Genomic DNA, 12,894 nt, shown 5'->3' with positions numbered 1-12,894 from the left:
CGCGTCCGCGCATCCTGATTATTTGCCGCGCGCGACCGCGGCCTCGCTGCGAACATAGTGGCGGATGGCTTCGATCGTGCGGTCGTCCAGTTCCTCGAACCGGGGCATGCCGTTATCGACCAGCGCGCCGCCCCGCACGATATCGGTGAAGGCTTCGCCCACCGGCACGATGGCCGACATCCGCAGATCGGGCGCCTGACCCGCGCCCACCGCGCCGCCGCCATGGCAGATGCCGCAATGATTGGCGAACTGGAGCGCGCCGAACTGCGCAAGCGCCGGATCGGCGCGGAAATCGGGATCGTCGAACGGCGTGAGATCGGCCTTTTCGGCGGGCGGCAGCTTGGCCGTGCCGTCGATCACGAAGGTCAGCACGCGGCGCGCCTGTGTGCGGTAATCCGCGCGGACCGGAATGAGTGCGCCGTAGGAGGCGCCGCTGGTGCCGAGACCGGTCAGCACGGTGACATATTGCCGGCCCTTTGAGCGGTAGCTGATCGGCGGGGCGAGGACGGGGGCCTGCGCGTCGAAGCGCCACAGCGGCTTGCCGCTGTCAGCCGCATAGGCGGTGAACTTGCCGTCGATCTGCCCCTGGAAGACGAGATTGCCCCCCGTTGCCATCACGCCGCCGCCCCATGGGCCAAGCGTGCGGACCTTCCAGACGGCCTTTTGGCGGACGGGATCCCAGGCCACCAACTCGCTGCTGCCGTGGCGGCGGGCGGGATCGTTGACCGCGAAATCGGGAAAGGTGCCGCCGTCCATCACCATGCCGGGGGTGCGTTTCCAGTCGATTTTTTCGATCCCGGCATCGCTATAGGTGGCGCCCATTTCGATGGCGGGGATAAAGGCAAGCCCGGCGCGCGGGCTGAACGCCATGGGCAGCCAGCTGTGCGCGCCAATCGGGCCGGGCCACATGGTGAAACGCTGGCCATCGGGATAGCGCGCGCCCGGCGTTTCGACGGGACGGCCGGTCTTGGTGTCGATCCGGCTGGCCCAGCTGACATGGGCATAAGGCTCGGCCGAGATCAGCTTTCCGTTCGTCCGGTCGATGACATAGAAAAAGCCGTTCTTGGGCGCGGTCATCAGCACCTGGCGCCGTGCGCCGCCGATTTCGAGATCGGCGAGCTGCATGTCCATCGCTGCGTTATAATCCCAGCTTTCGCCCGGATTGACCTGATAATGCCAGCGATATGCGCCGGTGGCGGCATCGAGCGCGACGATCGAGGCGAGGAAGAGGTTGTCGCCTTCGCCCTTGCTGCGGATCTTGTGGTTCCACGGCGCGCCGTTGCCGGTGCCCAGAATGATGAGCTTTTGCCCCGGATCATAGGTCATGGCGTTCCAGACGGTGCCGCCGCCGCCATATTTCCACCAGTCGCCGGACCATGTCTTGGCGGCCATTTCCATGGCCTTGTTCTCGAACCCGTCGGCGGGGTTTCCGGGCACGGTGTGGAAGCGCCAGAGCTGGCGCCCGGTGCGCGCGTCATAGGCGGTGACATAACCGCGAATATCGGCGACGTCGGCGCCGCCGTGGCCGATAATGACCTTGCCATCGAAGACGCGCGGTGCGCCAGTGATATAGCGCCCATCATCGGCGCTGACGGTCATCGCGCTCCAGCGTTCCTTGCCGGTTTTGGCGTCGAGCGCGAGCAGGCGGCCGTCATGCGTGCCGACAAAGACCGCGCCGTCGGAATAGGCGAGGCCGCGAATGCCCCAGCCCTGACGCAGCTTGCGCCCCGCCGCGCGCGCGGCCTTGGGATCATGTTCCCAGAGCAGCTTGCCGGTGGCCGCCTCGAACGCGCGCACGACGCTGTAGCCGGTGGCGATATAGAGGATGCCATCCGCCGCGACGGGGGCGGAGACGGCGTTGCCGGGATCGAGATCGAAGGACCAGGCAAGCCCCAATCGACCGACATTGCCGTCGTTGATATCGGTAAGCGGGCTGAAATGCTGTTCGCCCGCAGTGCGGCCATAGCCGGTCCAATTATCCGGATTGTCCGATGCGGTGGCGTCGTGCGCCGCCGGGTTGGCGTTGTTCGAGCAACTGGCCAGCAGCAACCCGCAGCCGGCCGCCAGAATGATGGCGCGAAACGATCCTGCGCCCGGAAACCTTGCCCCCATCCTTCTCCCCAAATCTTATAATTTGGGCAGGACGATAATCTTTTGGCCGGGGCCGAAAAGCGAAAAGTCGAACGAAAAGCGACCACGCCCCCCGGAGGAACAGGGGCGTGGTCGAGTTTGGCCCGCGGAGAGAATGCGGGACGAGACGTTATTCGGCGGCTTCGAGCAGCGGGGCCGGTTCGGGCTTGATCACGCGGCTGCGGGTGCCGTCGATCGCGATCGGCACATCACCCGCGATGGTGGCGCGGCGCAGCGTGCGGCGCTGCAAACCGAAATCGGCGATGGCGCGGTGCTGGGTCGAGCGGTTGTCCCAGATCGCGACGTCGCCCGCGCGCCAGCGCCAGCGCACGGTGTTTTCCGGCCTGGTGATGTGATCCTGCAGGATCGCGAAGAGGCGCTGCGAATCCTGCCCGTTCAGGCCGACGAACTGCTTGACGAAATGGCCGACGAGCAGCGCGCGTTCGCCGCTTTCGGGATGGACGCGGACGACCGGATGCTCGGTTTCATAGACGGTGGAGGCAAAGACATTGCGGTGCTGATCCAGCTGGGCGCGGCTGACGCCCGAGAAGGTGGCGGCATAGTCATAGGCGTTGGTGTGGAGCGCCCAGAGCCCGTCGACCAATGTCTTCAGCGCGTCGGGCAGTTCTTCATAGGCGGTGACGCCGTTGGCCCAGAGCGTGTCGCCGCCCGCTTCGGGAATGGTGATTGCGCGCAGGATCGAGGCCTCGGGATAGGCATCGACGAAGGTGACGTCGGTGTGCCAGCTGGCGGCGGCATAGCCTTCGCGCGAGTCCAGCTCGAGCAGATATTTGGAGCCGGATGCGACGGGCACGGTCGGGTGCGCGACGGGCTTGCCGAAGCGTTCGGCAAAGCCTTCCTGCCGGGCGTCGTCGAGCGTGTCCTGATCGCGGAAGAAGACGACCTTGTGGCGGACGACGGCGGCGCGGATGGCGGCGATGGTTGCGTCGTCAAGATCGCCCGACAGCGCGACGCCGCGGATCTCGGCGCCGATGCGGCCGCCCACGGGAACGATATCGAGCGGGCTTTGGGGATCACGGGCATTCACGAAGTGCTGATTGAGTGCAGTCATGGCGTTTTCCTTTTGCGCTTGAGGTTCAGTTGACGGAGGCAGGGCCGAACGGGCGGTCGCCGATGACGGTGACGCGTTCCATGTGGCGGGGTTCGTTGAAGTCGGGCACGGCGTAGTGCTGGGTGGCGCGGTTATCCCAGAAGGCGATCGAGCCGGGGCGCCAGCTCCAGCGCACCTGGAATTCGGGGCGCTTCACCTGATCGAAGAGCCGCGCGAGCAGGGCATCGCTTTCGGCGGCATCGAACCCGACGATCCGCCGCGTGAAGACCGAATTGACGTAGAGTAGCTTTTCGCCGGTTTCGGGATGGATGCGCACCACCGGATGTTCGACCGGGGGGTATTGGGCGAGCAGCGCTTCCTTCTTTTCCTCGGTATTGAGGAACTGGATGAAGACGCTGGGATCATGGATCGCGGTCAGCCCGTCGATCTGGTTTTTGGTGTCTTCGTCGAGCGTTTCATAGGCCGCGACGGCATTGGCGAAGACCGTGTCACCGCCCAGCGACGGAGAGACGTGCGCGAGCAGGATCGAGGCGGCGGACGGTTCCTCGCGGAAGGTGGTGTCGGCATGCCAGTTGCTGTCGGTGGTGCGGCGATAGCGTTCGGCAAGGTCGCGGGCGACGAGCGGCAGGATTTCCGGATGATCGGGATGCGAGAAGACGGGGTGCACCTCCAGATCCCCGAAGGCGCGGCCGAGGGCGACATGCTGTTCGCGGCTGAGATGCTGATCGCGGAAGAAGAGCACCCGGTAGTTGAGGAGCGTGGCGTGAAGCGCGTTGCGCTGCGCATCGCTGAGCGGCTGGGTGAGATCGATCCCGGTGATCAGCGCGCCGAGGCTGGGCTGGAGCGGGGTGATGTCGAACAGGGTGTCGTCAATTTCAAGATGACGGTCATAGGCGGTCATGGCTGGTCTCCATTCATTCTGCGGGGGATGAGGGGGCGGCGTCGCGCGCATGGAGCGCACGGCGGATTTCGGCGTGGCGTGCCTCGTCGATCGGAAAGCCGTGGATCAGCCAGGCGGACACTGCATGGGCGATGGCCGGGCCAAGCGCGAAGACGAGGAGGAGGCCGGTCAGGGCTTCGGGCGTATTGTGTCCTTGCGGGTTGAAGCCGAGCCAGGCGACGAGCGGCAGGGCGACGCCGACGGCGGCGGCCATCCCGGCCTTGGTGGTGAGGCTGAACACCGAGAAGAAGAGCGCAGTGCGATCGACGCCGGTATCGAGCCGGTGCTGGTCGGCGACATCGGCGACGATGGCGCGGAGCATGAGATTGCCCGATCCCTGCGCCAGTCCCTGCGCCACGGTGAGCGCGATCAGCAGGGGAAAGGCGCTGGGGGTGACGAGCAGCAGCCCGAGGTTGATCGCGACCTGAAGCCCCTCGCCCAGCACGGCGGTGCGGTGCTTGCCGAATTTGAGCGCCACCTTCATCCAGATCGGACCCGCCGCGATGCCGAAGACGAACTGGAGCAGGAAGAGGCCGCTCGCCCAGTGCTGCAGGCCCATATAGCTGCTGACGAAGAAGACGAAGAGCGTGCTGCGGACGAGCTGGCCGAAGGTGACGGCGAAGTCAGATCCCATGACGCGCAGCAACAGCCGATCGCGCAGGATGACGCGGAGCGCCTCTGCAAAGGGAACGGGCCGGGGCGCCGTTGCCGGGGCGGGCGCTTCGGGAAAGGCGCGCAGCGTGAGCACAAGCGCGATGGCGAGCGTGACGAGCACGACCGTGCCCATGGCCGCCAGTTTCAGCGGGCCGTCGCCGGGGCGCAGCTGGTCGGCGATTGTGGGGAGGATGAGGACGAGGAGCAGCGCGGAGGAGCCGGCGACCGTGCCATAGGTCGCGATGCGGGTGCGCTCGTGATACTGGCCCGAAATCTCCCCGCTCCAGGCGAGATAGGGGATCTGCATCATCGACCAGCCGAGATAGAAGACGAAGAGCGTGAGCCCGAGCGACCAGGCGGAGACGGCGTCGCCGGGAAAGAAGAGGGCGATCGCCGAAAGCCCGAAAAGGAGCCCGCCCGCCGCGATCCAGGGGCGGCGTCGGCCGAAGCGGCTACGCGTACGATCGCTCAGGATCCCGATCACCGGATCGGCGGCCGCCCCCCACAGCCGTTCGGCGAGGAAAAGCAGCCCGAGCGTGGCGAGCGGAATGCCGTAATGCTGGGCATAGATGGCGGGCAGATAGACACCGACCGGCATCTGGGCGGCCGCCACCGGAACCGCGAAGGAGGAAAAGGCCGCGAGCCGCCAGCCGCTCAGCCGAGCGGGTTGTTCGGCCGGCCGGGCCCGCGCCGGTTCGGCAGGGGCGGGCAGGGGGCTGTGGATGGGGATCACGGTTGCCATGAGCGCCTCACAATTTGGTCCGGAGGGTTGCACCGACGGTGCGCGGGTCGCCGATCAGGCCGGTGACGAGCCCGGTGTTGCCGGGGCTGAGCGTCTGGAAATACTGTTCGTCGGTGAGGTTGCGGGCCCAGACCGAGAGGTCCCAGCGGCCATCGTCGGTGCGCAGCCCGAAGCGAATATTGAGCACGCCGTAAGCGGGGACCTGCGCATAGGCCGAATTGCTGGACGAGGAATTGAACGAGGAGCGATGCGCGAAATCGCCGTGGCCATAGATCTCGACCCCGCGGCCGTCCCAGTCGCCCACGGGCTGGGAGAGATCGGCGCCCAGCGTGTAGGTGAATTTGGGGGCACCGGCGAGCTGGGCGCCCGACAGATCCTGCACGCCGCCGATATTTGCGCGCTCGGGCGCCTGCGGGGCGTTCGCATAGCTGCGATAGGTGGCGTCGTTATAGGCGGCCGATGCCGACAGGCTGATCTGGCGGCTGGGCGCATAGACGAGATCCGCCTCGAACCCGCGTGAACGCACCTTGGGGATGTTGGCGATATATTGGCGGTAGCTGACGGTGTTTTCGACCTGTTCGGTGACCGCCGTCTGATAGTCGCTGACCTCGGTCCAATAGCCGACAAGGTTGGCGGTGAACCCGTCGAACGGATTGGATTTCAGCCCCAGTTCGAAATGATCGACCTTTTCGGGCTTCACATCGGGAGCGACGCCCGCGGGCAATGCGGCGAGGTTGAGCCCGCCCGATTTGCTGCCGCGCGAATAGGTGGCGTAGAGGAGCGCGCTATCGGCGGCCTTGTAGGAAAGGCTGATCAGCCCGGAGAGACTGTCGTCGCTGAAACGCGTGCGATAATCGGTCACCGGGTTGAACTGGTTGCGGATCGCGGCGGCGATGGCGGCCTGTGCCGGTGCCAGCGTCGACAGATCGACACCCGCGACATGGAACTGGCTGTACGCGCCCGATTTCACCTCATGCGTAAATCGCAGCCCGGTGGTGAGTTTCAGGGCGTCGCTGATCTTCCAGTCGGTCTGCCCGAACAGTGCGTAGCTTTTGGTTTCGGGGGTCGAGATCGAATCCGCCTCGAACCCGTTGAGCGCGGCATTGCCGATGGCCGCGGGGACGGTCGGCAGGTTCCAGTCTGCCGCGGCTGCGCCGTAGGCCGTGGTGCCATAGCCGCGGACGCGCTGCCAGAAATAATAGGCGCCGACGACATAGTCGAAATGGTTTGCACCGGTGGAGCCCAGGCGGATTTCCTGGCTGAACTGGCGTTGGCGGTTCGCCTGTTCGGCCTTGGTGACGATGGGAAGCGCGGTCGAGTCCCCGTCATTGGCGGGATCCCAATCCCACCAGCGGTAGGCGGTGATCGCGGTCAGCGCAGCGCCCCCGAAATCCCAGTCGAGCTGGCCCGAGACGCCGTAGCCCTGCATCTCGGCCTGATAATGCGCGTCGGAATCGCCGATCCGCGCAAAGGGATCGATGGCGGGCGGCGTATATCCGGCGCGGGCCGCGCGATCGTAGAAGTTGTTCGCGATCGGCGCGCCGTTTTCGTAGGTGCCGAAATAATTGGCGAAGATATTGAGCACATGGTGCTGTTTCTGCCGGGAGTAATCGCCGATCAGCCGGACCGTGACCCGATCATCGGGCACGATCAGCAACTGGCCGCGCGCGGTGAAATTGTCGTAATCCTGCGCCTTGGCGCCGGTGGTGATGTTGGTGAGGAAGCCGTCGCGGTGCGTGTCGGCAAGGCTGAGGCGAAAGGCGACGCTGTCGCCGATCAGCGGGGCGGAGACCGAGCCGCGCAGCTGGTGGTAGCCATAGTCGCCGATCGTCGCCTCGCCCGAAAATTCGGGTTCGAAGCTGGGCGCGCGCGAACTGATATTGATGGCGCCGGCGGTCGTGTTCTTGCCGAAGAGCGTGCCCTGGGGCCCGCGCAGCACCTCGATCTGCTGCAGATCGACGAGATCGAACTGCGACTGGCCGACGCGGCCGTAATAGACATTGTCGACATAGACGCCGACGCCGTTTTCGAGCCCGTCATTGGTGAGCGCGACGTTCGAGCCGAGCCCGCGAATGTTGATGTTGGTGTTGCGCGGATTGAAGCTGAACACCTGAAGGCTGGGCACCAGCTGCTGGATATGGCCGATCGAGAAATTGCCCGTCGCCTCGAGCGTGGCGGCGTCGACCACGCTGAGCGCGATCGGTACATCCTGTGCGCTTTCCTCTCGGCGGCGCGCGGTGACGGTGATTTCCGCCGCATCGGCGGAATCCACCGCCGCTTCGGCCGGGGCGGGGGCAGGCGTTTCCGCCTGCGCGGTCCCTGCAAGAAGTGCTGTGGCGAGCGCGGTGCCCGTACGCCAGATCACGAACCCTCTACTTTTCCTGGTCATTGTCGGTCAAAATCCCCCATCGTCGGGCATGCGTGGCCCGGACGCCGACGCGTTTCGCGCCGTCGAAAATGTCGTTTGAATGTCGGCAGGCGTGCGGGGACGCGCGCCCTTCAGTGCGAAGGTGCGTCGTTCAGCCCCGCAAGACGGGCCGGTTCGTCAGTCTGTTGTGCAAACGCTGTTCTGCATTCGTCCTTGCCCCTTGTTTCTGGGGGGATCACGAAGCCGGGTGTCACGCTGACCCTGCATCGCGCTTTAGCCGTTGATGACGCGGAGCAAGCTGCATCCCTTCAAAAGCCGCGGGCCGGATTGGGGGCTGAAAGCCCTTTGCAGGACGGCCGGCCAGACCGTCTCTCGATATAATCAACTTAAATGGTAGAGAATGAGTCGGTCAATCCAAGTTTTGCTAAACCGGGGCAAAGAAGGGGTAGGGGGATACGCGCTTTTTGGGGTTAGCGCAGCGCGTCTGCGATCCGATCTGCGGCATCGCGTAATGGAGGCAATAGCCGGGTGACGGCCTCGTCCTGCTCCATCGCATCGCGCAGATACATCACGTTGAGCGCGCCGATCGAGTGGCCGTCCTTCACTATCGGAACGCCGAGTGTTGCGACGGTATTGTCATATTCGCGGCCGGCATAGGCAGGGTCGATCGTTGCGAAATGCTGGGCGCGAACCTGTGCCAGAACCTCTTCACCGCGCCCGTCGCGCGCGGGCTGGTTCCAGCTTTCGGAGAGATCGGACACCTGTTGGAGCAGCCGGGTCCGTTCGGCGGGGCGGGCGAAGGCGAGATAGGCGCGGCCAAGCGATGTGCCCATCAAAGGCGCGCGGTAACCGGGCTTGCGGTTGAAGAACAACTGGCCCTGGCCGCGGCTGGTGACCGCGACGATCATGTCGCAGCCGTCGAGCACGGCAACATCGGACGGCCAGCCGATCTGTTTTTGCAGCGTCGCCAAGATCGGGGCGGCGACGCGTTCCATCGCCCGCGTCGCGCTGTAGCCGGAACTGAGCTCGAGCACCTTGCCGGTGACTGCATAGCTGACGCTGCGCTCGTCGCGCACGACATAGCCGGCTGCGACCAGTGTTTCGAGCATCCGCACGATCGTCGCCTTGTTCAGCCCCAGCGCGCGGTGAACGTCTCCAACGGAGCACGGACCGTTCATGCTTATGTGCCGAAGCACCGAAAGCCCCCGCAGAAACGCTTCAACCGGCTGATAGGATGGCATTTGGGAACCCCGTTTCGAAATTAGCGATGGACAAGCCCGTCAATTGCTCCATAACAAATGAAATAAGATTTCAACAGATGAAACGGTCTTTTAGGTGATGGATTGCCGCCTCGTCGAAAATCGGGAGAAATTGGGGCCTTCCTACCGGGCTCCACTCAATCCCCATGAATCGGCGCCCCGTTTCAAAGGCTCTCAGACAATGGTGATCGGATGAACGAATCGGTTGGTGCTTGCGGACCGCTGGCCGGTATTCGCGTGCTCGACCTGTCGCGCGTGCTCGCGGGCCCATGGGCGACGCAGGTGCTGGGCGATCTGGGGGCGGAAGTGCTCAAGATCGAGCAGCCGGGCAAGGGCGACGATACGCGCCATTGGGGCCCGCCCTTTCTGGACGATGGCTCGGGCGATGCGGCCTATTATCTGGCGATCAACCGCAACAAGCGCTCGCTGGAAATCGATATCGCCAAGCCCGAAGGCGCCGAGATCATCCGCAAGCTGGCGCTGGAAAGCGACATCGTCGTCGAGAATTTCCGCGTTGGTGGGCTGGCCAAATATGGGCTGGATTATGCCAGCCTTGCGCGGCTGAAGCCCGACCTCATCTATTGTTCGGTCACCGGATTTGGGCAGGACGGGCCCTATGCGGACCGCGGCGGTTACGACTTCCTTGTTCAGGGGATGAGCGGGTTGATGAGCGTGACCGGACGGCCGGACGGCGAGCCGGGTGCGGGGCCGATGAAAGTGGGCGTTCCGGTGGCGGATCTGTTCACCGGCTTGAACGCGACGATCGCGATCCTCGCGGCGCTGCGGCACCGCGACGCGACGGGGCAGGGGCAGCATATCGATTGCGCGCTGCTTGACAGCCAGGTGGCGATGCTCGCCAATCAGGCGTCGAACTGGCTGAACGGCGGCGTCACGCCCGGGCGGCTGGGCAACGACCATCCCAATGTGATCCCGTACCGCGATTTCCGGACCGCCGATGGCAATGTGCTGGTGGCGCTGGGCAATGACCGGCAGTTTTTCCGCTTCTGCAAGCTGATCGGCCGCGACGATCTGGCGGAGGATGCCCGCTTTGGCAGCAATGCGGCGCGCGCGGCGAACCGCCCCGCGCTGATGGCCGCGCTTGAAGAGACGATTGTTCACTGGACCTCGGCCGAGCTCATCGCCGCGATGGAGGCGGAGGGGCTGCCGGGTGGCCCGGTGAACACCATTCCGCAGATATTCGCCGACCCGCAGATCGCCGCGCGCGGCGTGGTGCAGACGATGACGCGCGATACCGGCGTGCGCGTGCAGGTGCCAGGTTTTCCGCCGCGCTTGTCGGCTTCGCCGGCAAGCTACCGCACCGCGCCGCCGCGGCTGGGCGCGGATACCGAGACGGTGCTTGCCGAGCGGCTGGGGCTTGGCGCCGGGGATATGGAAAGCCTGCGGCAAGCGGGCGTGATTGGAGGATCGCAGGTGGAGAAGGCATCGTGAAGCGCGGAACGAATTTCATCGCGGGGCAGTGGCGCGACGGCGCGGACAGGTTCGAGACCCGCAGCCCGGCCGACCGCAACGATGTGGTGGGCGAATATGTGAACGCCAGCCGCGCCGACGCGGAAGAGGCCGTAGCCGCCGCACGCAAGGCCTTTGGTGACTGGGCGGGCGGCAACATCCAGAAGCGATCCGATATCATTCGCCGCGCAGGCGATGCGCTGCTGGCGCGGTCCACCGAGATCGGCACGCTGCTGGCGCGCGAGGAAGGCAAGCTGCTTTCCGAGGGCATTGGCGAGGCCGTGCGCGCGGCACAGTCCTTCCATTATTATGCGGGCGAGGTGTTGCGCCATCCGGGACAATGGCTGCCGAGCGTGCGCGACGGCATGGACGTGACGGTGAGCTATGAGCCGGTGGGCGTTGTCTCGCTGATCACGCCGTGGAATTTCCCGATCGCAATCCCGGCGTGGAAGACGGCGGCGGCGCTGGCTTATGGCAATACGGTTGTGCTGAAGGTTTCCGAAGCCGTTCCGGGATGCGGTGTGCTGCTGGCCGAAATTCTGGCCGAGGCGGGCGTGCCCGAGGGCGTGTTCAACCTGATCGTCGGCGATGGCCGCGTGATGGCCGAACCGCTGGTGAAGGATGTCGACGCGCTGAGCTTTACCGGCTCGACCACTGTCGGGCAGATCCTGTTGCAGCAGGCGGCGCCGTACATGACCAAGGTGCAGCTTGAGCTGGGCGGCAAGAACCCGCTTGTCGTGCTCGATGACGCCGATCTCGATCTGGCGATCGACGTTGCGTTGCAAGGGGCCTTTGCCCAGACCGGCCAGCGTTGCACCGCCTCGAGCCGGTTGATCGTGGCCGAGGGCATCCATGACGCCTTTGTCGAGGGGCTTGCCGCGAAGGTGCGCGCGCTGCGCGTTGGCCATTCGCTTGATCCGCAGTCGCAGATGGGGCCGGTGGCAACCGCAGCGCAGCTGACGCGCAATCAGGGTTTCGTACAGTCCGCCAAGGCGGAAGGGGCCGAGGCGCTGACCGGTCAGGATGCGACCGACTGGGCGCATGAAGGCAATTACATGGCGCCCGTGCTGTTCGCCGGCACGCACAATGCGATGCACATCAACCGCGAGGAAGTGTTCGGGCCGGTCGCCTCGGTGATCCGCGTGGCCGATCTGGACGAGGCGATTGCGGTGGCATCTGACTGCGAACTGGCGCTGTCTTCGGGCATCTGCACGCAGAATTTGGGGTCTGCCGAGCGGTTCCGCCGCGCATCGCCCGCAGGCATGGTGATGATCAACGCGCCGACCGCCGGGGTCGATTATCACGCGCCCTTCGGCGGGCGCCGCCCGTCTGGCTATGGCGGGCGCGAGCAGGGCACGGGCGCCGCCGAATTCTTCACCGAAATGAAGACGACCTATCTCAACCACGGGGTGATCGGGCTGGGCCGCTGAACGGCCGTTCGACCTCCCTGCAAGATATTGAACAGATGAAGGGGACGATGCGATGCGATTGAAGGACAAGCTGGTGGTGGTGACCGCCGCCGCCTCGGGCATGGGGCGTGCGGGAGTAGAGGTCTTCGTGCGCGAGGGCGCGCGCGTCGTCGCCGTCGATATCGATGAGGCGGCGCTGGCCGATCTCGCGGCCTCTGTCGGCCCCGCCGTGCAGACGATCACCGCCGACCTGACCGACCGCCAGCAGTGCATAGACCTTGTCCACAAGGCAGCCGAAATGCTGGGCGGGATCGATATCCTGTGGAGCCACGCAGGCATGCCCGCGCCCGGCGCGGTCGAGCAGATCAACCTTGATGCCTATGACAAGACGATCGAGCTCAACATGACGTCGAGCATCCTGATCGCGGCCGAGGCGACCGAATATATCCGCAAGCGCGGCGGCGGTTCGATCCTGTTCACGGCATCGACCGCAGGGCTTGTCGGTTCGATGGGGAGCCCGCTCTATTCGGCCCAGAAATTCGCGATCGTCGGCTATACCAAGGGTATGGCGCAGCGCGTGGCGGCGGACAATATTCGCGTCAACGCGGTGTGCCCCGGCATCACCGCCACGCCGATGATGCCGCATTTCTTCTCGTCGCGCGGCAATGCCGAAGAGGCCGCCGCATTCCAGCGCCGTTATCTGGAATCGATCCCGCTGGCGCGCCCCGGCGAGGCGATCGAGGTGGCGAATGCCGCGCTGTTCCTCGTGTCCGACGAGGCATCGTACATCACCGGTGTCGCCTTGCCGGTGGATGGCGGGTTTACCTGCAAATAAGCCATGAGGGGAAAGGCT

9 protein-coding genes are annotated in these 12,894 nt (G+C 65.2%); 3 read left to right on the top strand and 6 right to left on the bottom strand.

Features of this window, described 5'->3' with window-relative positions; translation table 11 throughout:
- Positions 1 to 18 precede the first annotated feature (18 nt).
- From QYC26_RS03215 to QYC26_RS03190, 6 genes are all read right to left on the bottom strand, one after another.
- Positions 19 to 2,112 carry a PQQ-dependent dehydrogenase, methanol/ethanol family gene (locus QYC26_RS03215; protein WP_317513960.1) on the bottom strand — a complete coding sequence of 698 codons (2,094 nt, stop codon included), beginning with the start codon at positions 2,110 to 2,112 and terminating at the stop codon, positions 19 to 21.
- A gap of 148 nt (positions 2,113 to 2,260) precedes the next feature.
- A complete protein-coding gene (locus tag QYC26_RS03210) occupies positions 2,261 to 3,202 on the bottom strand; it encodes a TauD/TfdA family dioxygenase (RefSeq protein WP_317513959.1) in 942 nt (313 codons plus the stop codon).
- Positions 3,203 to 3,227: 25 nt separating this feature from the next.
- The gene (locus tag QYC26_RS03205; protein ID WP_317513958.1) at positions 3,228 to 4,103 is read right to left on the bottom strand and encodes a TauD/TfdA dioxygenase family protein; all 876 of its coding nucleotides are present in this window, start codon (positions 4,101 to 4,103) and stop codon (positions 3,228 to 3,230) included.
- Between the two features lie 13 nt (positions 4,104 to 4,116).
- Positions 4,117 to 5,538, bottom strand: a complete 1,422-nt coding sequence (locus QYC26_RS03200) for an MFS transporter (protein ID WP_317513957.1) — start codon at positions 5,536 to 5,538, stop codon at positions 4,117 to 4,119.
- Between the two features lie 7 nt (positions 5,539 to 5,545).
- Entirely contained in the window at positions 5,546 to 7,903 is a 2,358-nt protein-coding gene (locus QYC26_RS03195) for a TonB-dependent receptor (protein ID WP_317513956.1), read from the bottom strand.
- Positions 7,904 to 8,376: 473 nt separating this feature from the next.
- Positions 8,377 to 9,147 carry a helix-turn-helix domain-containing protein gene (locus tag QYC26_RS03190; protein WP_317513955.1) on the bottom strand — a complete coding sequence of 257 codons (771 nt, stop codon included), beginning with the start codon at positions 9,145 to 9,147 and terminating at the stop codon, positions 8,377 to 8,379.
- 210 nt (positions 9,148 to 9,357) lie between these two features.
- Between QYC26_RS03190 and QYC26_RS03185 the strand changes: the two genes are divergently transcribed.
- Genes QYC26_RS03185 through QYC26_RS03175 form a run of 3 tightly spaced genes read left to right on the top strand, consistent with a single transcriptional unit; the run spans position 9,358 to position 12,876 of the window.
- Positions 9,358 to 10,614: a CaiB/BaiF CoA-transferase family protein gene (locus QYC26_RS03185; RefSeq protein WP_317513954.1), complete on the top strand. Its 1,257-nt coding sequence runs from the start codon at positions 9,358 to 9,360 to the stop codon at positions 10,612 to 10,614.
- On the top strand, positions 10,611 to 12,062 hold the full coding sequence (locus QYC26_RS03180; protein WP_317513953.1) for an aldehyde dehydrogenase family protein: 1,452 nt from the start codon (positions 10,611 to 10,613) through the stop codon (positions 12,060 to 12,062). Before QYC26_RS03185 ends, QYC26_RS03180 begins: the two co-directional genes overlap by 4 nt.
- Before the next feature lie 52 nt (positions 12,063 to 12,114).
- Positions 12,115 to 12,876 carry an SDR family NAD(P)-dependent oxidoreductase gene (locus QYC26_RS03175; protein ID WP_317513952.1) on the top strand — a complete coding sequence of 254 codons (762 nt, stop codon included), beginning with the start codon at positions 12,115 to 12,117 and terminating at the stop codon, positions 12,874 to 12,876.
- The last annotated feature ends 18 nt before the right edge of the window (positions 12,877 to 12,894 follow it).

The sequence above is a fragment of the Sphingomonas sp. C3-2 genome (assembly GCF_033025475.1).
In the GTDB taxonomy this organism is placed as follows: Bacteria; Pseudomonadota; Alphaproteobacteria; order Sphingomonadales; family Sphingomonadaceae; genus Sphingobium_A.
The sequence above is the reverse complement of the archived record's forward strand: the minus strand, read 5'-3'. Positions and strand labels throughout refer to the sequence as shown.